Source organism: Bacillus sp. FSL H8-0545, from assembly GCF_038006105.1.
Taxonomy (GTDB): Bacteria; Bacillota; Bacilli; order Bacillales; family Bacillaceae_G; genus Bacillus_A; species Bacillus_A cereus_U.
The window spans coordinates 480,467-503,305 of the sequence record NZ_JBBOUO010000001.1 but is presented as its reverse complement, the minus strand read 5'-3'; the positions used below and the strand labels follow the sequence as shown (position 1 = coordinate 503,305).

Below are 22,839 nucleotides of genomic sequence, written 5' to 3'. Positions count from 1 at the left end.
AATATCCCATCGATTTCTCTTACACCTACCTTACAACATTGTAAGGTGTAAAAATGTATTGTATCACAGTCCTTTTTTATCTACTATTCATATGAAATATTGAATATACATTTATTTATCATACTATTTATAGGAAGTAGGACTCTCCTTCATTTCACTTTATTCTTTTATTATATCAGTTTATACATTTATACTTTTAAACATCTAGCAATCTAATTATATATGATATATCACTATTATACAGAACAAACGTTCCGTAAATCAATAGTAGCTTTCGGATTATCTCGCTATTTGTGGGCAGTAAGACTTCTCCCATAAAACTTGGCTAAAGCTAGAAAATTAGGTAGTAGCCCTGCTTCCTCCACTAATTATTAGCCTACACTTTATTATTGTGACCTTTTTCTGAAACAGTATACATAAAGAAAAGGTTAGCAATTTGAGATGTCCTCAAATAACTAACCAAAACTTTACAATCTTCCTATAAGATTATATGGCTGAACTTCCCATGTTTCGTATGGAATGAAATGCATTGCTTTCATCGCATCAAGTGTCCTTGATTTCATATGAGGACGCGTTATATACTCATCAATGTTCTCTTCGTTTAAAGCAACAAATTTAGCATCTTGTATTTCTTCAGGTTGAATTTTTATTTCACCACTAACATATGCTACTTTAAAAACAACAGCTACAATATGCATAGAAGCATTATAATAAATCCCTGTAACTCCGATAGGCTTCACAGCTAATCCTGTTTCCTCCATTATTTCTCTGCAAACAGCTTGATCGAGCGCTTCCCCTTCTTCTACCTGTCCTCCAGGCATTTCCCACGTATCAGCTCGCCAGTGCACTTTCGTTAAAAGCACCTCATTCTTTTCATTTGTTAAGTAACCTGCTACGGCAACAATATGCTTTGGTGTTTTATGCTCCACAGAAATACCTCCTAGAGATACGATTATTTAAAATACAAACCTATAACCATATTCCCTAACAGCTACAAAATACCTTTAATACTTTACCACCTTAATTAACTCCATAAAAAAAGACCCTATTCGTTAAACGAAAGGGTCTCCTGTCTTTTATTATTCTCCTAAGTCTACGTTGTGGTAAACTTGTTGTACATCTTCTAAATCTTCTAATGCATCAACCATTTTTTCAAATTGTTCTTGAGCATCTTCAGGAAGTTCTACATCACTTTGTGCAAGCATTGTTAATTCTGCAACTGTAAATTCTTCAACACCAGCATCTTTAAGTGCAGATTGTACTGAATGGAACTGATCAGGTTCAGCATAAACGATAACAGAATCTTCTTCTTCTAGAATGTCACGTGCATCTACATCTGCTTCCATTAAGATTTCAAGAACCTCATCTGACGTTTTACCTTCAAGACCGATAACAGCTGTCGCATCAAACATGTAAGCCACAGAACCGTTTACACCCATGTTACCACTGTTTTTGCTAAATGCAGCTCGTACATCTGCTGCAGTACGGTTTACGTTATTTGTCAGTGTATCTACAATTACCATAGATCCGTTTGGTCCAAAGCCTTCATAACGAAGCTCGTCATAGTTTTCTTCTGAACCGCCTTTTGCCTTTTCAATCGCACGGTCAATAATTGTTCTTGGCACGTTGTATGTTTTCGCACGTTCTAATACAACTCTTAACGTTTGGTTTGATTCTGGATCTGGCTCGCCTTGTTTTGCTGCCACATAAATTTCACGTCCAAATTTCGCGTATATACGGCTTGTATTTGCATCTTTTGATGCTTTTTTTTCTTTAATATTGTTCCATTTACGACCCATACTTTCCACTCTCTTTCCCATTTTAAATCTACATAAAAATATTAATATGAAATATAATGTGTATTCAACACATTTTTAAAAGAAATATAAAAAGTTCATTTTTGATTCATATTACAGACATAATATAAATCACTATCATTTTGTTCTTTCGACAAGTTATATTATACATGAATTCCTAAGTTTATTACGAATTTTAGAATCACATAGCATAATTTAACAAAAAAGACCCTAACATTTCTGTTAGGGTCTTTTTTAATTCACCGATACCGATGGTCGGGGTCGAACCGACACTCCCGAAGGAACACGATTTTGAGTCGTGCGCGTCTGCCAATTCCGCCACATCGGCATAATAAGAAAGGCGGCAACCGGATTTGAACCGGTGGTAAAGGTTTTGCAGACCTCTGCCTTACCACTTGGCTATGCCGCCATATGAAGTTAAAATGGAGCGGAAGACGGGATTCGAACCCGCGACCCCAACCTTGGCAAGGTTGTATTCTACCACTGAACTACTTCCGCAAAAATGGCTGGGCTAGCTGGATTCGAACCAGCGCATGACGGAGTCAAAGTCCGTTGCCTTACCGCTTGGCTATAGCCCACCGAAGTTTTACTTAATTATATGTAAGTATCCATTAATTTATTTGTAATTTTAAAAAATAAAATGGGGCGACTGATGGGAATTGAACCCACGAATGCCGGAGCCACAATCCGGTGCGTTAACCACTTCGCCACAACCGCCATGTTGTGTTTATATATTTGGCAGGGGCAGTAGGAATTGAACCCACACTGGAGGTTTTGGAGACCTCAGTTCTACCTTTAAACTATGCCCCTGTGTAAATGGTGGAGGGGGGCAGATTCGAACTGCCGAACCCAAAGGAGCGGATTTACAGTCCGCCGCGTTTAGCCACTTCGCTACCCCTCCGAAACTTACATGGTGCCGGCTAGAGGACTTGAACCCCCAACCTACTGATTACAAGTCAGTTGCTCTACCAATTGAGCTAAGCCGGCATATTTTGTTAAAATGGTGGCTCGGGACGGAATCGAACCGCCGACACGAGGATTTTCAGTCCTCTGCTCTACCGACTGAGCTACCGAGCCTTATTAAAATGGCGGTCCCGACCGGGGTCGAACCGGCGATCTCCTGCGTGACAGGCAGGCATGTTAACCACTACACCACGGGACCATTTGGTTGCGGGGACAGGATTTGAACCTGCGACCTTCGGATTATGAGCCCGACGAGCTACCGTACTGCTCCACCCCGCGATAATATTATTTATATAATTATATGATAAGTGTTAGCAACCAAATTACGAAAATATTTGGTTGCGGGGACAGGATTTGAACCTGCGACCTTCGGGTTATGAGCCCGACGAGCTACCGTACTGCTCCACCCCGCGACAATATTATTCATATAATTTATATGGTGGAGGATGACGGGATCGAACCGCCGACCCCCTGCTTGTAAGGCAGGTGCTCTCCCAGCTGAGCTAATCCTCCAAAAGTGGTGACCCGTACGGGATTCGAACCCGTGTTACCGCCGTGAAAGGGCGGTGTCTTAACCACTTGACCAACGGGCCAAATATTATAAAATGCTTATGGCGGAGAGCAAGGGATTCGAACCCTTGATACGCTTGTGACGTATACACGATTTCCAATCGTGCTCCTTCGGCCAACTCGGACAGCTCTCCAATGGCTCCGCAGGTAGGAATCGAACCTACGACCGATCGGTTAACAGCCGATAGCTCTACCGCTGAGCTACTGCGGAATAATATTGCCTGGCAACGTCCTACTCTCACAGGGACAAGGTCCCAACTACCATCGGCGCTAGAGAGCTTAACTTCCGTGTTCGGTATGGGAACGGGTGTGACCTCTCTGCCATCATTACCAGACTATATTCGCTTGAGACAAACATTATTATACTTGATTCACTTAGAAAGTCAATAAGTTTTTTATATTCTCTCAAAACTAGATAACGTTGCTTCATATTATATGGTTAAGTCCTCGATCTATTAGTATTCGTCAGCTCCACATGTCACCATGCTTCCACCTCGAACCTATCAACCTGATCATCTTTCAGGGATCTTACTAGCTTACGCTATGGGAAATCTCATCTTGAGGGGGGCTTCATGCTTAGATGCTTTCAGCACTTATCCCTTCCGCACATAGCTACCCAGCTATGCCCTTGGCAGAACAACTGGTACACCAGCGGTGCGTCCATCCCGGTCCTCTCGTACTAAGGACAGCTCCTCTCAAATTTCCTGCGCCCACGACGGATAGGGACCGAACTGTCTCACGACGTTCTGAACCCAGCTCGCGTACCGCTTTAATGGGCGAACAGCCCAACCCTTGGGACCGACTACAGCCCCAGGATGCGATGAGCCGACATCGAGGTGCCAAACCTCCCCGTCGATGTGGACTCTTGGGGGAGATAAGCCTGTTATCCCCGGGGTAGCTTTTATCCGTTGAGCGATGGCCCTTCCATGCGGAACCACCGGATCACTAAGCCCGACTTTCGTCCCTGCTCGACTTGTAGGTCTCGCAGTCAAGCTCCCTTATGCCTTTGCACTCTACGAATGATTTCCAACCATTCTGAGGGAACCTTTGGGCGCCTCCGTTACACTTTAGGAGGCGACCGCCCCAGTCAAACTGCCCACCTGACACTGTCTCCCGGGTCGATAAGACCCGTAGGTTAGAATTTCAATACAGTCAGGGCGGTATCCCACCAGCGCCTCCACCGAAGCTAGCGCTCCGGTTTCAATGGCTCCCGCCTATCCTGTACAAACTGTACCAAAATTCAATATCAGGCTACAGTAAAGCTCCACGGGGTCTTTCCGTCCTGTCGCGGGTAACCTGCATCTTCACAGGTACTATAATTTCACCGAGTCTCTGGTTGAGACAGTGCCCAAATCGTTACACCTTTCGTGCGGGTCGGAACTTACCCGACAAGGAATTTCGCTACCTTAGGACCGTTATAGTTACGGCCGCCGTTTACTGGGGCTTCAGTTCAGAGCTTCGCTTACGCTAACCCCTCTCCTTAACCTTCCAGCACCGGGCAGGTGTCAGCCCCTATACTTCGCCTTACGGCTTCGCAGAGACCTGTGTTTTTGCTAAACAGTCGCTTGGGCCTATTCACTGCGGCTTTCCGTTAAGAAAGCACCCCTTCTCCCGAAGTTACGGGGTCATTTTGCCGAGTTCCTTAACCAGAGTTCTCTCGCACACCTTAGGATTCTCTCCTCGCCTACCTGTGTCGGTTTGCGGTACAGGCACCTTTTATCTCGCTAGAAGCTTTTCTTGGCAGCGGGGAATCAAAGACTTCGCTCCATAAGGAGCTTCCCCATCACAGCTCAGCCTTCACGATAAGCGGATTTGCCTACTTATCAGCCTAACTGCTTGGACGTGCACAACCAATCGCACGCTTCTTCTATCCTTCTGCGTCCCTCCATTGCTCAAACGATAAAGAGGTGGTACAGGAATATCAACCTGTTGTCCATCGCCTACGCCTGTCGGCCTCGGCTTAGGTCCTGACTAACCCTGAGCGGACGAGCCTTCCTCAGGAAACCTTAGGCATTCGGTGGACGGGATTCTCACCCGTCTTTCGCTACTCATACCGGCATTCTCACTTCTAAGCGCTCCACCAGTCCTTCCGGTCTGACTTCACTGCACTTAGAACGCTCCCCTACCACTGATACCATTGGTATCAATTCGCAGCTTCGGTGGTGTATTTAGCCCCGGTACATTTTCGGCGCAGAGTCACTCGACTAGTGAGCTATTACGCACTCTTTAAATGGTGGCTGCTTCTGAGCCAACATCCTAGTTGTCTAAGCAACTCCACATCCTTTTCCACTTAATACACACTTTGGGACCTTAGCTGGCGATCTGGGCTGTTTCCCTCTTGACTACGGATCTTATCACTCGCAGTCTGACTCCTAAGGATAAGTCATTGGCATTCGGAGTTTGACTGAATTCGGTAATCCGATGAGGACCCCTAGTTCAATCAGTGCTCTACCTCCAAGACTCTTACACTTAAGGCTAGCCCTAAAGCTATTTCGGGGAGAACCAGCTATCTCCAGGTTCGATTGGAATTTCTCCGCTACCCACACCTCATCCCCGCACTTTTCAACGTGCGTGGGTTCGGGCCTCCATTCAGTGTTACCTGAACTTCACCCTGGACATGGGTAGATCACCTGGTTTCGGGTCTACGACCACGTACTAAACGCCCTATTCAGACTCGCTTTCGCTGCGGCTCCGCCTCTTCAGCTTAACCTCGCACGGGATCGTAACTCGCCGGTTCATTCTACAAAAGGCACGCCATCACCCATTAACGGGCTCTGACTATTTGTAGGCACACGGTTTCAGGATCTCTTTCACTCCCCTTCCGGGGTGCTTTTCACCTTTCCCTCACGGTACTGGTTCACTATCGATCACTAGGGAGTATTTAGCCTTGGGAGATGGTCCTCCCAGATTCCGACGGAATTTCACGTGTTCCGCCGTACTCAGGATACATTCAAGAGAGAACGAAGTTTCGACTACGGGGTTGTTACCCTCTGTGACGGACCTTTCCAGGTCGCTTCGTCTACCTCGTTCCTTTGTAACTCCGTATAGAATGTCCTACAACCCCAAGAGGCAAGCCTCTTGGTTTGGGCTAGATTCCGTTTCGCTCGCCGCTACTCAGGAAATCGCATTTGCTTTCTCTTCCTCCAGGTACTTAGATGTTTCAGTTCCCTGGGTCTGTCTTCCATACCCTATGTATTCAGGTAAGGATACCATACCATTACGTATAGTGGGTTTCCCCATTCGGAAATCTTCGGATCAAAGCTTACTTACAGCTCCCCGAAGCATATCGGCGTTAGTCCCGTCCTTCATCGACTCCTAGTGTCAAGGCATCCACCGTGCGCCCTTTCTAACTTAACCAAACTAAAATTAAAAAAATATGAGCTACACTGTTATCTAGTTTTCAAAGAACATACATTTAAACTTGAGAGATAGTTCTCTCAAAACTGAACGAAACAAAACAAGTCAACGTTTATTGATGAACTGCGTTCATCAATTCTCCATAGAAAGGAGGTGATCCAGCCGCACCTTCCGATACGGCTACCTTGTTACGACTTCACCCCAATCATCTGTCCCACCTTAGGCGGCTGGCTCCATAAAGGTTACCCCACCGACTTCGGGTGTTACAAACTCTCGTGGTGTGACGGGCGGTGTGTACAAGGCCCGGGAACGTATTCACCGCGGCATGCTGATCCGCGATTACTAGCGATTCCAGCTTCATGTAGGCGAGTTGCAGCCTACAATCCGAACTGAGAACGGTTTTATGAGATTAGCTCCACCTCGCGGTCTTGCAGCTCTTTGTACCGTCCATTGTAGCACGTGTGTAGCCCAGGTCATAAGGGGCATGATGATTTGACGTCATCCCCACCTTCCTCCGGTTTGTCACCGGCAGTCACCTTAGAGTGCCCAACTTAATGATGGCAACTAAGATCAAGGGTTGCGCTCGTTGCGGGACTTAACCCAACATCTCACGACACGAGCTGACGACAACCATGCACCACCTGTCACTCTGCTCCCGAAGGAGAAGCTCTATCTCTAGAGTTTTCAGAGGATGTCAAGACCTGGTAAGGTTCTTCGCGTTGCTTCGAATTAAACCACATGCTCCACCGCTTGTGCGGGCCCCCGTCAATTCCTTTGAGTTTCAGCCTTGCGGCCGTACTCCCCAGGCGGAGTGCTTAATGCGTTAACTTCAGCACTAAAGGGCGGAAACCCTCTAACACTTAGCACTCATCGTTTACGGCGTGGACTACCAGGGTATCTAATCCTGTTTGCTCCCCACGCTTTCGCGCCTCAGTGTCAGTTACAGACCAGAAAGTCGCCTTCGCCACTGGTGTTCCTCCATATCTCTACGCATTTCACCGCTACACATGGAATTCCACTTTCCTCTTCTGCACTCAAGTCTCCCAGTTTCCAATGACCCTCCACGGTTGAGCCGTGGGCTTTCACATCAGACTTAAGAAACCACCTGCGCGCGCTTTACGCCCAATAATTCCGGATAACGCTTGCCACCTACGTATTACCGCGGCTGCTGGCACGTAGTTAGCCGTGGCTTTCTGGTTAGGTACCGTCAAGGTGCCAGCTTATTCAACTAGCACTTGTTCTTCCCTAACAACAGAGTTTTACGACCCGAAAGCCTTCATCACTCACGCGGCGTTGCTCCGTCAGACTTTCGTCCATTGCGGAAGATTCCCTACTGCTGCCTCCCGTAGGAGTCTGGGCCGTGTCTCAGTCCCAGTGTGGCCGATCACCCTCTCAGGTCGGCTACGCATCGTTGCCTTGGTGAGCCGTTACCTCACCAACTAGCTAATGCGACGCGGGTCCATCCATAAGTGACAGCCGAAGCCGCCTTTCAATTTCGAACTATGCAGTTCAAAATATTATCCGGTATTAGCCCCGGTTTCCCGGAGTTATCCCAGTCTTATGGGTAGGTTACCCACGTGTTACTCACCCGTCCGCCGCTAACTTCATAAGAGCAAGCTCTTAATCCATTCGCTCGACTTGCATGTATTAGGCACGCCGCCAGCGTTCATCCTGAGCCAGGATCAAACTCTCCAATAAAGTTAGTTTGTCTAGCATCTAAAAATAAAAATTGACGTTCACGTTGTTTGTTTCGTTCAGTTTTCAAAGAACTACTTCGCCGCTCAATTGCGACTTCCTTATGTTAACATCTTCGTTTTTCGATGTCAACTAAGTTTTTCAAATTTCTTTTTTGTCGTTTTCTGCGTTTCCGCATCAGCGACGTTTATTAATATATCATGCAGTATATATAGGGTCAATACTTTTTCTAAAAAAATTTCACATCCCGTTAAAAAGCTAAATTAACTATAGAAAAAATTACTACTCCTCTTTTATAGACATGCTTCTTCCACCTAATCTCTTTCTGTATTGCATCTTAAAAGAAAGCACTACTGTTCTTTAATAAGTGATAAATTTAATCATCGCCTTCACTTTTATAAAATATTCTAAATTGTGTGTTATATTATTCCTATAGGAGTGTGGTGGGAATGGGTATTAAATATTCGAACAAAATTAATAAAATCCGAACCTTTGCATTAAGTTTAGTATTTATCGGCCTCTTCATTGCATACTTAGGAGTCTTTTTCCGTGACAACATTATTATTATGACAACATTTATGATGGTTGGCTTTTTAGCTGTTATCGCTAGTACTGTCGTTTACTTTTGGATTGGTATGTTATCTACTAAGACTGTACAAATTATTTGTCCAAGCTGCGATAAGCCAACAAAAATGCTTGGTCGTGTCGACGCATGTATGCATTGCAACCAACCTTTAACACTCGATCCGAGTTTAGAAGGAAAAGAATTTAATGAGAAGTACAATAAAAAAAGCTATAAAGGATAACACGTACTTTCACTTTAGTATTTTTTCATCCCCATATAATAAAGAAAGAGGGTGACGAAATCGTCACCCTCTTTCTTTATTATATATTACGCCTTATGACACTCTGGACAAACGCCATAAATTTCTAAGCGATGACTATTAATAACGAAACCTGTCGTTTTCGCAGCTTCCTCTTCAAGCTGTTCCAAACCTCCATAAGGAAAATCAACAATCTTACCACATTTTTCGCAAATCACATGATAATGTTGACTTGTAACATAATCAAATCTACTTGAAGCATCCCCATAAGTTAATTCCTTTACAAGTCCAACTTCTTTAAACACACGTAAGTTATTATAGACAGTTGCAACACTCATATTTGGAAACTTACCTTCTAATGCTTTATAAATGTCATCCGCTGTTGGGTGCGTCATAGATTCCACAAGGTACTCTAAAATAGCATGACGCTGTGGAGTAATGCGTACACCCGTATTTTTCAGCATTTCTAGCGCTTCTTTTAATTCTTCTTTGACCACCGTCATGCACCCCGATTCTATACGGATTATTATTTTATAATTCTTATAAAGAGTGTACTCTTTTTCTTATAAATCGTCAATATTTCTACTATAAGTATGTGGTTTATTTTTGTATATATCCTTATTCTTATATACCTTCCCCCATTTCCTATACATTTACATAGAAAAAAGTGCGACATAATCGCACTTGGAATACTATCATCTGAGGAGGTATGCCCTACACTTTCACTTTATGTATCGCAAGAAAATATGTATAGACGCATGCCTTACATATATATTTTTTCTCCACATTAATATAGATTATTTTATCCCGCTATTTGCGGGCAGTAAGACTCCCACTGATTAAAGTTTCACTTTATATAAGAAAGAACGTCCTCAATATGTCCTTTCACTTTCACTTTACGCCATTCTTTTACAAGTTCACCATCTTTATTGATAAGGAATGTAGAACGCTCGATTCCCATGTACTCTTTTCCAAAGTTCTTTTTCAACTTCCAAACATCGTACAATTCTGCTACTTTATGATCTTCATCTACTAAAAGTACAAATGGAAGCTCATGCTTCTCGATGAATTTCATATGTCTGTTCACCGAATCAGGACTGACACCAAGGATGACCGTGTCCTTCTCTTGGAATAATCCATATGCATCACGAAAATCACACGCTTCAGTTGTACACCCTGGAGTCATATCTTTCGGGTAAAAATATAAAACTACATTTTTACCTCGGAAGTCAGCTAAGCGAATTTGTTCTCCGGTACTTCCCTCTAATGTGAATTCCGGTGCTATTTCTCCTACTGTGATCATTGTTATCACTCCTTTTCTTTTCTATTACTATAACAAATGCTACCTTATTTTTCATTGTCCATTACAGTCCTTACCACAAATGCAAACGGTAATGTATATCCAATTAGGGCTTCTCCAATTGCAATCCATCTTCCGATTCCAATCGGAGCTATATCACCATATCCAACGGACAATAAAGTAACCGCGCTAAAATATAAACATATTTCAACGAGCTGAAAGGAATGAGCACTTAACCTATCCCCATCTTCTTTCAAAACTGCAAAACCCATTTCCTCTAGCACAACATAACTTAATCCAAACGCAATCAGTACCGTTGTATAAATTAAAAACAACGTAGCTAAATTGTACAGCGAAAAGAAACGATTGGAATTTGAATATGAACTCCATAATAATTGGACACTTCTCAAAATAGCGATTGCTGCAATTAATAGAATAAATCCCCATAACATGTCCTCCACCTCATTTTATATGTATGAGGACTATAGCTGATTTATCCCTTAGAAACGAACAAGCTTCTATAATTAATTCCCTGCACCACGATATCGTTTAACCCCTTGATTCCAGAGGTTGATTGCAATAGTAAAACAGATAACACCAACAATTGGCGTTGCGAAAGCATAGCTATTCCACTCTGTTTTTCTTAAAAAGTATGCTGCTGGATATACCCCAACAAATGCAAACGGTAAAACAAACGTTAAAACAAAGCGAATAACACGGTTATAAATATCAACAGGATAGCGTCCATAATTCCCTATGTTATACATAAGCGGCATAATGGAACTTTTCGCATCCGACCAAAAGCCAAGACTTGCAAGCGTAACAAATATCCCGCCGTACACAAGTGCCCCTCCCCCTGCCATAATTAGGAATAAGAAGAAATCATACCAGTAAAAAGATAATTGTAGCTCCATTGCTGCATAACCCATCACAATAATCCCTGTAATAGCTCCAATTAAAGATTCAAGTTCCATTCTTTCTAATATAATTTGAAATAAACTATGAATCGGTCTCGTTAATATACGGTCCATTTCTCCTTTAATAATGTAACGATCATTAAAGTCCCATATATTAAAGAAAGCTGAAAAAATGGCAAACGGTACTAAAAAGAACCCATAGATAAAGATTACTTCTTCTCGGCTCCACCCTTTTAGTGCTTGAGTATGCCCAAACACAACGAGAATGAAGATTAAATTAACAGCTTGTAGTGATAAATCTGAAAGTAATCCGACGATAAAATCGCCACGATACTCCAATTTTGTTTTTATATATTGACTTGCATATTGCAAAAATAATTTTATATATATCATCTCGTCATCCCCCTTGTACGATTAGACGTTTTCTCGCCGTTTTCCACATCAGTACAATTGGAATAATAAGTATAATTGCCCAAATCATTTGAAATAATAAAGCTTCATATAACTTACTTCCTTGTATACCTTCAGAGAAAATCATACTCGGAATATAACTAATTGCTTGAAACGGTAAAAACACCATTGCTTTTTGGGCCCATAACGGATAAAAACTAATCGGTAATAATAAACCAGAAAATAAATCGATAACAACACGTTTCGCATACATAATTCCACTATTATTAAATAAGAAGAATGTAAGCATTCCTGTCATTAAATTTATTTGTGTATTAATGATAAAACTAAATATTAAAGATAAGAAGAAATATAACCACGTTTGAAAATTCGTTGTAATTTGTAATGAAAATAATAACGTAACAATAACCATACCCGGAATTGAAAAGAAAGCAAAACGGAATATCCCTTCTCCAAGCCCTTGCATAACTTTCATACCTAAATAGTTATATGGGCGAATTAGTTCTACCGCCACACGTCCTTCTTGAATTTCCATCGCAATTTCTCTATCTATATTATTGAAATAAAAAGCGCGTGCCATCCATGCGATCGCAATATACGTAGTCATTTGCGAAATAGATAAACTTTCAATATTCTCTTTCCCGCTATAAATTGCTTGCCATAAAAAATAATACGCACCAATGTTAATCGTATAAATTAAAATCCCGCTGTAATAATTTGTACGATAAGCAAGCATCATTAAAAAACGAATCCGAATCATTTCAATATACTTACCCATGCATAATACCTTCTTCATAAATGTTACGAATAATTTCCTCTGTAGACACTTCGTTAATTTTCAAATCTTTAATTTGAAAGGCTTGTACTACTTTAGAAATCAACATAGAAATGATAACTTCTTCATTCGGTATTTTTGCAACCCATGCGTTTTCTTCTTTCGCTTTTGACCAAACAACATGACTATCTGGCATAACCATTGATAACTCCTGGTATGAAACTGGGGCAACAAACTGAAAATGTATTTCCTTCTCTACTCCCCACTGCGTACGAAGATTATCTAAAGATCCGTCATACATAATATTTCCTTCATCAAGCATGATGACGCGTTCACATAAAGCTTCAATATCAGTAATATCATGTGTCGTTAATAAAATTGTTGTTTTATAACGTTCATTCATCTCTTTTAAGAATTCTCGTATTTTCAATTTCACAAGAACATCTAGTCCAATTGTTGGTTCATCTAAAAATAATAACGGCGGATTATGAATTAACGCCGCTGCTAATTCACAACGCATTCTTTGACCAAGAGATAATTTCCGTACCGGTTTATCTAATAAAGGACCGATATCTAACGTTTCAATAACATGTTCCATATGTTCCTTATACTGAGCGTCTGATACACCGTACACTTTCTTCAATAAACGAAATGATTCTTGTACAGCAATATCCCACCAAAGCTGCGAACGCTGCCCAAACACAACACCGATTGTTCTTACAAATTCTTCTCTCTGTTTGTGTGGATTCATTCCGTTCACTGTAATTTGTCCTGATGTCGGAGTCAAAATCCCTGTAAGCATTTTAATCGTCGTTGATTTACCAGCACCATTCTCACCAATATAACCAACCATTTCACCTTGCTTTATAGTAAAAGAAATATCATTTACTGCTGGTACTATTTTATAATTACGATTTAATAAATCGCGAAATGCACCCTTTAAGCCCGGACGACTTGAATAAGCTGTAAACTCTTTACGTAATCCTTGTACCTCAATTACCGATTTCATAATCGGACCCCCTTCCTAAATGTCACAACGAATAGTTTACCCAACTGCTCCTTCTATCACAAACAATACGTCTTTTCGAAAAACATGTTAGAATAATACATAGATTTTTGTAAGGAGATGAATTGTAGTGAATTTCACGAAATCAGAAGCATTACATAAAGAAGCGTTAGAACATATCGTTGGTGGTGTTAATAGTCCTTCTCGCTCTTTTAAAGCAGTTGGAGGCGGTTCCCCTGTTGCAATGGAACGCGGGAAAGGTGCTTATTTCTGGGATGTAGATGGAAATAAATATATCGACTATTTAGCAGCGTATGGCCCAATTATTACTGGACATGCTCACCCACATGTAACAGAAGCAATTAAAACAGCGGCTGAAAACGGCGTACTATACGGTACTCCAACAACATTAGAAGTAAAATTCGCAAAAATGTTAAAAGAAGCAATGCCCGCTTTAGATAAAGTCCGCTTCGTAAACTCTGGTACAGAATCCGTTATGACAACCATTCGTGTTGCTCGTGCTTACACTGGCCGCACAAAAATTATGAAATTCGCTGGTTGTTACCACGGTCATTCCGATTTAGTACTTGTAGCAGCTGGCTCTGGTCCTTCTACCCTTGGAATTCCTGATTCAGCTGGCGTGCCACAAAGTATCGCCCAAGAAGTTATTACTGTTCCATTTAATAATGTAGAAACTTTAAAAGAAGCATTAGATAAATGGGGACATGAAGTAGCAGCTATCCTTGTAGAGCCAATCGTTGGAAACTTCGGTATTGTTGAGCCAAAACCTGGCTTCCTTGAAAAAGTTAATGAACTTGTTCACGAAGCTGGTGCACTAGTAATTTATGATGAAGTTATTACTGCTTTCCGCTTTATGTATGGCGGCGCTCAAGACTTACTTGGCGTAACCCCAGATTTAACAGCACTTGGTAAAGTTATCGGCGGTGGCCTTCCAATTGGTGCTTACGGTGGTAAAAAAGAAATTATGGAACAAGTTGCACCGCTCGGCCCTGCATACCAAGCTGGTACAATGGCCGGGAACCCTGCTTCTATGGCATCAGGTATTGCCTGCCTAGAAGTACTTCAACAAGAAGGCGTATACGAGAAATTAGATGCACTTGGCGCAATGCTTGAAAAAGGAATTTTAGAACAAGCTACAAAACATAACATCGATATTACAGTAAACCGTCTAAAGGGTGCATTAACTGTATACTTCACGACAAATACGATTGAAGATTACGATGCAGCCAAAAATACAGATGGTGAAATGTTCGGTAGATTCTTCAAGCTGATGCTTCAAGAAGGTATTAATTTAGCACCTTCTAAATATGAAGCATGGTTCTTAACGACAGAACATACAAAAGAAGATATTGAATATACAATTGAAGCTGTTGGCAGAGCATTTTCTACCCTAGCGAACAATAAATAATCTCTTCATTCAAAAGGAAAAAAGAAAGCCCATCTTTCTTTTTTCCTTTTTTCTATTTCATAAATCCCTCATTAATAGTATAATTATTCATAATTATCTGTTTTATATTCTTTTATATCCTTACTATCCCTGTATACAAGGCAGTTCACGCCTTAAATAGTAAGATTATTCAAAATTCATTTTCCAGAGGGGGGATTGACGGATGCTCAATAAAAAAAATAAATGGACACCGTCTTTATTTCGGAATTATAAAAATGCAGAACATGATGCGTGTGGAATCGTTTCCGTTATGGAAAAACGAAGAATTCCTACAAAAGAAAACATCGATTTTTGTATACAATCACTAGTCAAAATGAATCATAGAGCTGGTTTCATTAATGGCGAAGGAGATGGCATCGGAATTCATATCGACATGCCAAAAGCACTTTGGAATGAAAAACTAAAAAGTAGCGGATATAATCCAACGATTGTGGATCATCCCCACTTTATCGTTGGACATTTTTTTCTAAACAAAAAAGAAAACATTGCTGAGTTAAAAGATTACATTCGTACGCAACTAAACAATGAAAACTTTACAATTGTTCTCGAAAATGATGATGTAATAAACTCAGATGCACTCGGTCCTCTTGGTAAACAAGAAGAACCTTTATTTTGGCAAATTGCCCTTATCGCCCAAAGTGAAGTTAAAAATATTGAACAAACATTATTTTCTGTAACAATAAAAATCGAAGAAAATGAAGCAATTCATGTTGCCTCATTAAGTCATGAACATGTTGTATATAAAGTTCTGGGCGCTGGTGATACACTCGTTGCTTATTACAATGATTTACAACACCCACTTATCGCTTCAACTATGACACTAGGACATAATCGCTATTCTACTAATACGTTATCTAATTTTTTTCGTGTACAACCATTTAGTATTCTCGGGCATAATGGTGAAATTAACACGATTGCAAAATTACGTGATCAAGCTGACATGATTAATGTACCACTTACTGCCGGGGGCAGTGATTCCCAAGATTTAAACCGCACCTTAGAAACCCTTCTCGTTCAGTATAACTACAGTTTATTTGAAGCAATGGATATATTATTTCCACCAATTATTAATGAAATAAAACTTTACGAAACAAACTTACAAAACTTATACACTTATATACGTGAGGCTTGGGGGCATTTCGCACAAGGTCCAGCTGGCATCATTTCACGTTATAAAGATGAAGCTGTTTTCAGTGTCGATTCCCTTGGATTACGCCCTGTTTGGAAAGTAGAGACAGAGAGCTCCTATATTTTCTCTTCTGAACCTGGAGTTGTATCACCAGCCGAATATGTAGCAGAGCCGAAACCACTCGCTCCTGGCGAAAAGGTTGGATTAAAATGGAATGAACAAGATGAGCTTGTTCTCTATGAATACGATAATTATCAAATTGAAGTATACAACCGTTTTAAGAAACGAATCGATGTTACCAACTATCATGTAAACTTATCTATCCCTGAAACGAAAGAAACTGAGGGATTATGTGATTCGGTTCAAGTTGAAACGAATCAATACGTCGCTTTCGGCTGGGATCGAGAACATATTCAGCTCCTTGAACAGATGGCGACAAAAGGCGTCGAACCAATTCGTTCACTTGGGCATGACTCACCACTTGCCGCACTTGATACAGATAGACGAAATATTGCTGATTTCATTAAGGAAAGTGTAGCCGTTGTTACAAATCCAGCAATCGATCGTGATCGAGAAGTCGAACACTTCTCCACACGTACTGTACTCGGAGAGCGTCCGGGTTTATTAGATAACTCTAAACAACCATTTGTAATCGAGATGCTTTCACCCATTATTTTAGAAGGAAATTCAGCTCAATCTATCGCGGCAGACTTACACACGATTACGTACGAACACCTTATACAGCTATTCATTACTCATAGCTCTGTCTCTACAATTTCTGTTACATTTAGTCCATCAGAAACTTTACAAAGCGCGTTAAATCGAATTAGTTCCGAAGCGATAGCTGCCGTTAAAAATGGGGCTTCCCTACTAGTATTAGATGACGCTAAATCTCATCAAAATGAACTGTTATGGATTGATCCACATTTAGTTATTGCTAAAGTACATCAAGCATTAACTGAAAATAAATTACGCCGGAAATGCTCTCTCGTTATACGTTCTGGTGCCCTTCGCTCCTTACACGATATCGTCACGCTATACGGATTAGGGGCAGATGGTATTAATCCATATTTATTGTTCGCAACGGTAAATGATGGAACAAAAGCACCAATTACTAATTTGTATACCGCACTTAATAAAGGGCTAGAGAAAGTAATTTCGACGATTGGAATTCATGAATTACGCGGTTACGGTCGCCTCTTCTCCTCTATTGGATTACATGAGGAAATCGCAAATATATTACAAATTATAAACTTCTTCGGTTCAAATGATTTAGCTTTTTCACTTGAATCACTTGCTGAAGATGCGAAAATTCGAGCTGATGATTATAACAATCCAAAAGTTAGAATGCGAAAATCATTTCATATATTCCCGCGGATTTGGAAAGCAATTGGTGATGTTGCAAAAGGAAACTCTTATGATGATTACCGCGACAAGTTAAGTGAATTAGAAGAAAATAACCCTATCGCAATCAGGCACCTTATTCAAACAAAACAAACAAAACATGTAATTCCAACTGAAGAAGTGTCCATCGGCATTCACAATCATGATTTACCATTTATTATTAGTTCTATGTCATTCGGTTCTCAAAATGAAATTGCCTTTCGCGCATATGCAGAAGCTGCCAATCAGTTAAATATGATTAGTTTGAACGGTGAAGGCGGCGAAATTAAAGATATGATTGGTAAATACCCACATACACGCGGACAACAAGTTGCATCTGGCCGATTTGGAGTAAACGCTGAACTACTAAATTCATCAAATTTAATTGAAATAAAAATCGGTCAAGGAGCAAAGCCTGGTGAAGGTGGACATTTGCCTGGTTCAAAAGTGACTGCCAAAATTGCGGAAGCGCGTAATGCTACAATCGGTTCAGATTTAATTTCACCTTCTAACAACCATGATATTTATTCAATTGAAGACTTGGCTCAAATGATTACAGAAATTAAAACGGCTAATCATCTTGCAAAAGTAGCTGTAAAAGTTCCTGTCGTTCCTAACATCGGAACAATTGCTGTCGGTATCGCAAAAGCTGGCGCTGACTTTATTAACATTAGTGGATTTGATGGCGGAACAGGCGCTGCGCGTATTCACGCATTGCAACATGTAGGTCTTCCTGTAGAGATTGGCGTTAAAGCTGCTCACAATGCGTTACTAGAAGCAAATATGAGACATAAAGTAGAAATTTGGGCAGATGGCGGTATTCGAAGTGTCAATGACGCCTTAAAAATCATGCTCCTTGGAGCAAACCGAATTGGATTTGGCACATTATCAATGATTGCAATTGGCTGTACAACTTGCCGTGGTTGTCATCTTGATACGTGCCACGTCGGAATTGCAACACAAATTGAATCTGAAGCTCAAGCGAAAGAACATGGACTGCGCCGTTTCGTTCCACGTGAATTAGAAAGCGCAGTTACAGGGCTATTAAGCCTATTCACTACTTTCGGTACAGAATTGAAACGTTTAACAGGGCAGCTCGGTTACACAAACTTACAAGATATTATCGGACGATCGGATTTATTAGAACAAACTCGAGGCGAGGACTTATTAGACTTACGTAATTTAATACAAACGACAGAAGATTCATCCGTGAAAATAACGGCATCTGTACAAGAAAAACAATTTGAAACAACAAATTCTCTCCAGTCAAAAGAATTAGTAAGCGTCGGCGTAGAGCAACGCGTAATGGGCGGTCTAGAATCCTGTTATCGTATTCGTAGCAAATTATATGAAAACACTCATCTTGAACCACTTACATTAAAGTATACAAACGGATCTGTTCCCGGAAACGGATTAGGCGCGTACAATAGCGAGAACTTATTTATACACGTAAATGGTGGCGCGCAAGATGGAATTGGAAAAACTTCATTTGGCGGTGGCATTTATATAACGAAAGCAAAAGGAAAAGATGGAACATATTATAACGGTTCTGTCGGAAAAGGATTTGGATACGGCGCTCAAAAAGGTGCATTATACGTGCAAGGTAACGCTGATGCTCGTGCTGGCATTCGCCTTTCTGGAGCAGATATGATAATTGGAGGCAGAATTACAAAACCACTTCGCGAAAAAGAACAAGGAAATATCGGAGTATATTCTAATATAAAAGGATTTGCTTTTGAATATATGACAAATGGTCGTGCTCTTGTTTTAGGAGATCCTGGTCCATGGATTTGTGCCGGCATGACTGGTGGTGTTGTTTATTTACGTCATGAGCCAAACTTAGGTTTAACAGAACACGCTTTAAAAAGAAGAATCGCTAAAGGTGCAAATGTAACATTGCAGCCAATTAGTAAACATGGTTTACAAGATGTGAACGAATTATTATTAGACTACATTCGTGTATTAAATGAGCATGAACAATATGAAGAAGTCGCTTTGTTAACACCATTATTAGATGATATCCAGCTTCACTTCTATGAAATTATCCCGAAAAAAGAACAGGCGGATCCATCTATTTCAACTGAATGATATGTACAATATTTATTTTCATAAAAAAATTGACGAAGCGAGCATCGCATAGTAATCTAGAATAACAATTTGAAACCTGCTGAAATTCAGCAGGTTTTTTTATTAAAGAATAGATGTTTAAAGAGAATTTGGAGAAATTATAAATTGATTGTAATTTATTTATTAAACTTTTTAACGTCACTAAAATATCACTTGCTAACATATTGTAATGAATGTATAGTATCATGTTGTACATTCATTATGACAAGAGAAAGGATATCAATAAGGGTATGAAACTTGGTGCTCGCATTTTAAAAACGGGTATTGCCATTACATTAGCTTTATTTGCTTGTATTTTACTTCAATTACCGAGTCCAGTATTTGCGGGAATCTCAGCTATCTTTGCTGTTCAACCGTCTGTATATCGCTCGTATTTAACAGCTCTTGAGCAAATTCAAGCAAACGTAATTGGTGCGGTATTCGCTATCGTATTTGCTACTGCTTTTGGACATAATCCTTTTATTATTGGATTAACGTGTATATTAGTAATTGCTCTTACTTTACAATTACACTTAGAAAAAACAATATCACTCGCTTTAGTAACAGTTATCGCCATTATGGAGTATCAAGGCGAAGATTTCTTTAATTTTGCCTTACTTCGATTCGCGACGATTATGATTGGAATTATTGCGGCTTCGCTTGTAAATTTAGTATTTATGCCGCCAAAATATGAAACAAAACTTTACCATCGCATCGTTGATAATACAGAGGAAATTGTTAAATGGATTCGTATGAACAGTAGGCAAGCTTCTGATTTTACAACGCTAAAAACCGATATTGATCGCATGAAAGAAAAAATGATTAAACTAAATCATTACTATTTGCTGTATAAAGAAGAAAGAAGCTATACGAAAAAAATACAATTCGCAAAAATTCGTAAGCTCGTTTTATTCAGACAAATGTTAGCGACAACAAGCCGTGCTTTAAGCACGTTAAAGTCATTACATCGCACTGAAAATGAACTGCGCTATATGCCAGAAGAGTTTCAGGAATCTATTCAAAACGAACTTGATTCATTAACGCATTATCACGAACAAGTGTTATTAAAATTTATTGGTAAAGCAAAGAAACAACAATCCGTTGAGATGCTTGATGAAGTTGAAACAGGTAAACAAGAATTGATTGATATCTTTATGGATTATCAAAATAAGGATGATGAGGAAGCATATAAAATATGGTTACACCTCTTCCCTCTTATTTCTTCAATTATTAACTACAGTGAGGAAGTAGAGCATTTAGATTTACTTGTGGATAGCTTCTACACATACCATAAACCAGAAAGCGAACTCCAAATCGAAGATAAAAAAGAAGACGAATAAAAAACAGCTCCTTTTACGCTAAAGGAGCTGTTTCTGTTATATGCTGAAGTCGATATAGATTGTAATAAAATCCCCTTTTTTTCATTAACTCTTCATGAGAACCCTTTTCTTTTATTTCACCATCTTCAACATAAATAATTGTATCGACATGCGTGATCGTCGCTAATCGGTGTGCAATGATAATTGTTGTCCGATCTGCAGCTAACGTTTGCAGTGCCTCTTGAATATACCGTTCATTTTCTAAATCTAAAGCGGACGTTGCTTCATCTAATATAAGTAAAGACGGATTCTTTAGAAAAACCCGCGCGATTGCTACACGCTGTCTTTGTCCACCAGATAATTTCACACCACGTTCCCCAACGACAGTATCATAGCCGTCTGGCAACTCTGTAATAAAATTATGAATTTGTGCAGCTTTGGCAGCTGAAATCACTTCCGCCTCTGTAGCTTTCGGATTGCCATATAAAATATTAGCCCCGATTGTATCGCTAAATAATAAATTATCTTGTAGCACAATTCCAATATGACTACGTAAATTTCTCATATTATACTTTCTTACATCTATCCCGTCTATATAAACTGCACCTTCAGAAACATCATAAAAACGCGGAATTAAACTAGCAAGAGATGACTTTCCTCCTCCACTTGCCCCTACAAGCGCAACCTTCTCTCCCGAGCGCATAGTTAATGACAGATTATGCAATATTTCTTTTTCATCCGCATTATAACGAAAAGAAACATTATCAAATACAATTTCACCATTTAACTTTTTTGTTTGCACTGCATTTGGCACATTAACAATATCGTATTTTTCATCCAACAATTCAAACACTCGATCCATCGAGGCGAAAGACTGTGTTAATGTTGTAGATGAATTAACAAGGCGACGAAGCGGACTATATAAACTATCCATATATCCAACAAAAGCAACCATAGTACCCAGTGTTAACGATCCTTGAATTACCTCATACGCCGCAAAACCAATAACAAGTAATGGCCCTAAATCCGTTAACGTATTCACTGCCGAAAATGTTCTCGCTGTCCAACTCGTATGAGTTAGTGCTTTCGTTAAAAATTCATTATTTCTCTTTTCAAACTGTCCTCTTTCATACTCTTCTAATGCAAAACTACGTGTCACTTGCATCCCTTGAATACGTTCATGTAAATACCCTTGCATAGTTGCTAACGCTTGTGAGCGCTCTTTCGTCAATTTTCGAAGGCGCCCGAAAAAATATTTCACTGCAACTACATAAATAGGTAAGATTAATAAAGCAACAAAGGTTAATTTTATATTCATAGAAAACATAACGATAATGGCAATAACAATTGTTGCAGTATCTAACCAAACATTCATAAGACCAGTAATTACAAAGTCCTTCGTTTGTTCTACATCATGGATTACACGTGAAATAAGCTCCCCTGTTTTTGTGTTCGAATAATAACGTAAGCTCAATTTTTGCAAGTGCCCAAAAATGTATTTTCGTAAATCGTATAGTATTGTATTGGCAATGCGCTGCGCGAAATATTGACGATAATATTCTATCGGCGGTCTTACTATTGCAAAAATAAAAAAGGCAATCCCAATTGCGGTTATTAATTGAGACGTTTTTTCTTGAAGCGATCCCGTGCCTTGAATAACATCATCAATAATATACTTTAATAACCATGGCATAATAAGCGGGATACCAAACTTCACAAGACCGATAATAATTGTAATAGCAATGAGCCATCGATATGGTTTAACAAATTGTAAATATCTTTTTATACCTTGCACATAA

Annotated in this window: 13 protein-coding genes, 16 tRNA genes and 3 rRNA genes; 4 read left to right on the top strand and 28 right to left on the bottom strand. The window is 40.1% G+C overall.

What is annotated here, in order from left to right:
- Positions 1–467: 467 nt before the first annotated feature.
- From MHI07_RS02670 to MHI07_RS02570, 21 genes are all read right to left on the bottom strand, one after another.
- On the bottom strand, positions 468–929 hold the full coding sequence (locus MHI07_RS02670) for an NUDIX hydrolase (RefSeq protein WP_340821792.1): 462 nt from the start codon (positions 927–929) through the stop codon (positions 468–470).
- 150 nt (positions 930–1,079) lie between these two features.
- Entirely contained in the window at positions 1,080–1,799 is a 720-nt protein-coding gene (locus MHI07_RS02665) for a YebC/PmpR family DNA-binding transcriptional regulator (protein WP_340821791.1), read from the bottom strand.
- A gap of 264 nt (positions 1,800–2,063) precedes the next feature.
- Positions 2,064–2,145: transfer RNA gene (locus tag MHI07_RS02660), tRNA-Leu, on the bottom strand.
- A 10-nt stretch (positions 2,146–2,155) separates the two neighbouring features.
- Positions 2,156–2,226, bottom strand: a tRNA-Cys gene (locus MHI07_RS02655).
- Positions 2,227–2,240: 14 nt separating this feature from the next.
- Positions 2,241–2,315: transfer RNA gene (locus MHI07_RS02650), tRNA-Gly, on the bottom strand.
- A gap of 5 nt (positions 2,316–2,320) precedes the next feature.
- Positions 2,321–2,395, bottom strand: a tRNA-Gln gene (locus tag MHI07_RS02645).
- A gap of 63 nt (positions 2,396–2,458) precedes the next feature.
- Positions 2,459–2,534: transfer RNA gene (locus MHI07_RS02640), tRNA-His, on the bottom strand.
- A 19-nt stretch (positions 2,535–2,553) separates the two neighbouring features.
- Positions 2,554–2,627: transfer RNA gene (locus MHI07_RS02635), tRNA-Trp, on the bottom strand.
- A 7-nt stretch (positions 2,628–2,634) separates the two neighbouring features.
- Positions 2,635–2,718 (bottom strand) — tRNA-Tyr (locus MHI07_RS02630).
- Between the two features lie 10 nt (positions 2,719–2,728).
- Positions 2,729–2,804, bottom strand: a tRNA-Thr gene (locus MHI07_RS02625).
- Positions 2,805–2,818: 14 nt separating this feature from the next.
- Positions 2,819–2,894 (bottom strand) — tRNA-Phe (locus MHI07_RS02620).
- Between the two features lie 9 nt (positions 2,895–2,903).
- Positions 2,904–2,979: transfer RNA gene (locus MHI07_RS02615), tRNA-Asp, on the bottom strand.
- Between the two features lie 3 nt (positions 2,980–2,982).
- Positions 2,983–3,059: transfer RNA gene (locus tag MHI07_RS02610), tRNA-Met, on the bottom strand.
- A gap of 57 nt (positions 3,060–3,116) precedes the next feature.
- Positions 3,117–3,193: transfer RNA gene (locus MHI07_RS02605), tRNA-Met, on the bottom strand.
- A 24-nt stretch (positions 3,194–3,217) separates the two neighbouring features.
- Positions 3,218–3,293: transfer RNA gene (locus MHI07_RS02600), tRNA-Val, on the bottom strand.
- Between the two features lie 5 nt (positions 3,294–3,298).
- Positions 3,299–3,373 (bottom strand) — tRNA-Glu (locus MHI07_RS02595).
- A 19-nt stretch (positions 3,374–3,392) separates the two neighbouring features.
- Positions 3,393–3,484 (bottom strand) — tRNA-Ser (locus tag MHI07_RS02590).
- 2 nt (positions 3,485–3,486) lie between these two features.
- Positions 3,487–3,561: transfer RNA gene (locus MHI07_RS02585), tRNA-Asn, on the bottom strand.
- Between the two features lie 8 nt (positions 3,562–3,569).
- Positions 3,570–3,685: ribosomal RNA gene (rrf, locus tag MHI07_RS02580) — 5S ribosomal RNA — on the bottom strand.
- A gap of 100 nt (positions 3,686–3,785) precedes the next feature.
- Positions 3,786–6,707 (bottom strand): 23S ribosomal RNA (locus MHI07_RS02575).
- A gap of 146 nt (positions 6,708–6,853) precedes the next feature.
- Positions 6,854–8,405: ribosomal RNA gene (locus MHI07_RS02570) — 16S ribosomal RNA — on the bottom strand.
- The 16S, 23S and 5S rRNA genes sit together here with 16 tRNA genes alongside, the layout of an rRNA operon.
- Positions 8,406–8,851: 446 nt before the next feature.
- Here MHI07_RS02570 and MHI07_RS02565 point away from each other — a divergent pair.
- Entirely contained in the window at positions 8,852–9,208 is a 357-nt protein-coding gene (locus MHI07_RS02565; protein ID WP_078180122.1) for a YgzB family protein, read from the top strand.
- An 86-nt stretch (positions 9,209–9,294) separates the two neighbouring features.
- Here MHI07_RS02565 and perR read toward each other — a convergent pair whose 3' ends face one another.
- The 6 genes from perR to MHI07_RS02535 all read right to left on the bottom strand — a co-directional run bounded on the left by perR (position 9,295) and on the right by MHI07_RS02535 (position 13,638).
- On the bottom strand, positions 9,295–9,723 hold the full coding sequence (gene perR, locus MHI07_RS02560; RefSeq protein WP_000237831.1) for a peroxide-responsive transcriptional repressor PerR: 429 nt from the start codon (positions 9,721–9,723) through the stop codon (positions 9,295–9,297).
- Positions 9,724–10,073: 350 nt separating this feature from the next.
- Positions 10,074–10,529 carry a thioredoxin-dependent thiol peroxidase gene (bcp, locus tag MHI07_RS02555; RefSeq protein ID WP_002010353.1) on the bottom strand — a complete coding sequence of 152 codons (456 nt, stop codon included), beginning with the start codon at positions 10,527–10,529 and terminating at the stop codon, positions 10,074–10,076.
- A gap of 44 nt (positions 10,530–10,573) precedes the next feature.
- On the bottom strand, positions 10,574–10,978 hold the full coding sequence (locus MHI07_RS02550; RefSeq protein WP_002091112.1) for a potassium channel family protein: 405 nt from the start codon (positions 10,976–10,978) through the stop codon (positions 10,574–10,576).
- A gap of 72 nt (positions 10,979–11,050) precedes the next feature.
- Positions 11,051–11,836: an ABC transporter permease gene (locus tag MHI07_RS02545; protein ID WP_340821785.1), complete on the bottom strand. Its 786-nt coding sequence runs from the start codon at positions 11,834–11,836 to the stop codon at positions 11,051–11,053.
- A gap of 4 nt (positions 11,837–11,840) precedes the next feature.
- The gene (locus MHI07_RS02540) at positions 11,841–12,632 is read right to left on the bottom strand and encodes an ABC transporter permease (RefSeq protein WP_002113871.1); all 792 of its coding nucleotides are present in this window, start codon (positions 12,630–12,632) and stop codon (positions 11,841–11,843) included.
- Entirely contained in the window at positions 12,625–13,638 is a 1,014-nt protein-coding gene (locus tag MHI07_RS02535; RefSeq protein ID WP_340821782.1) for an ABC transporter ATP-binding protein, read from the bottom strand. The genes MHI07_RS02540 and MHI07_RS02535 overlap by 8 nt, the downstream gene beginning before the upstream one ends.
- Before the next feature lie 127 nt (positions 13,639–13,765).
- Here MHI07_RS02535 and hemL point away from each other — a divergent pair, with 127 nt between their 5' ends.
- The 3 genes from hemL to MHI07_RS02520 all read left to right on the top strand — a co-directional run bounded on the left by hemL (position 13,766) and on the right by MHI07_RS02520 (position 21,061).
- The gene (hemL, locus tag MHI07_RS02530) at positions 13,766–15,064 is read left to right on the top strand and encodes a glutamate-1-semialdehyde-2,1-aminomutase (RefSeq protein ID WP_133059586.1); all 1,299 of its coding nucleotides are present in this window, start codon (positions 13,766–13,768) and stop codon (positions 15,062–15,064) included.
- Positions 15,065–15,266: 202 nt separating this feature from the next.
- Positions 15,267–19,703 carry a glutamate synthase-related protein gene (locus MHI07_RS02525; protein WP_340821780.1) on the top strand — a complete coding sequence of 1,479 codons (4,437 nt, stop codon included), beginning with the start codon at positions 15,267–15,269 and terminating at the stop codon, positions 19,701–19,703.
- 269 nt (positions 19,704–19,972) lie between these two features.
- Positions 19,973–21,061, top strand: coding sequence for an aromatic acid exporter family protein (locus MHI07_RS02520; protein ID WP_002159375.1), 1,089 nt, complete (start codon positions 19,973–19,975; stop codon positions 21,059–21,061).
- A gap of 13 nt (positions 21,062–21,074) precedes the next feature.
- Here MHI07_RS02520 and MHI07_RS02515 read toward each other — a convergent pair whose 3' ends face one another.
- Positions 21,075–22,835 (bottom strand): ABC transporter ATP-binding protein, encoded by a 1,761-nt coding sequence (locus MHI07_RS02515; protein ID WP_340821778.1) that lies wholly within the window; start codon positions 22,833–22,835, stop codon positions 21,075–21,077.
- Positions 22,836–22,839: the final 4 nt, after the last annotated feature.

What these genes read in the sequence shown, in the direction of transcription:
- MHI07_RS02545 (WP_340821785.1), bottom strand. Translation starts at nt 11,836, where the DNA reads ATGATATATATAAAATTATTTTTGCAATATGCAAGTCAATATATAAAA.
- MHI07_RS02550 (WP_002091112.1), bottom strand. Translation starts at nt 10,978, where the DNA reads ATGTTATGGGGATTTATTCTATTAATTGCAGCAATCGCTATTTTGAGA.
- MHI07_RS02665 (WP_340821791.1), bottom strand. Translation starts at nt 1,799, where the DNA reads ATGGGTCGTAAATGGAACAATATTAAAGAAAAAAAAGCATCAAAAGAT.
- bcp (WP_002010353.1), bottom strand. Translation starts at nt 10,529, where the DNA reads ATGATCACAGTAGGAGAAATAGCACCGGAATTCACATTAGAGGGAAGT.
- MHI07_RS02535 (WP_340821782.1), bottom strand. Translation starts at nt 13,638, where the DNA reads ATGAAATCGGTAATTGAGGTACAAGGATTACGTAAAGAGTTTACAGCT.
- MHI07_RS02540 (WP_002113871.1), bottom strand. Translation starts at nt 12,632, where the DNA reads ATGGGTAAGTATATTGAAATGATTCGGATTCGTTTTTTAATGATGCTT.
- MHI07_RS02520 (WP_002159375.1), top strand. Translation starts at nt 19,973, where the DNA reads ATGAAACTTGGTGCTCGCATTTTAAAAACGGGTATTGCCATTACATTA.
- MHI07_RS02565 (WP_078180122.1), top strand. Translation starts at nt 8,852, where the DNA reads ATGGGTATTAAATATTCGAACAAAATTAATAAAATCCGAACCTTTGCA.
- MHI07_RS02525 (WP_340821780.1), top strand. Translation starts at nt 15,267, where the DNA reads ATGCTCAATAAAAAAAATAAATGGACACCGTCTTTATTTCGGAATTAT.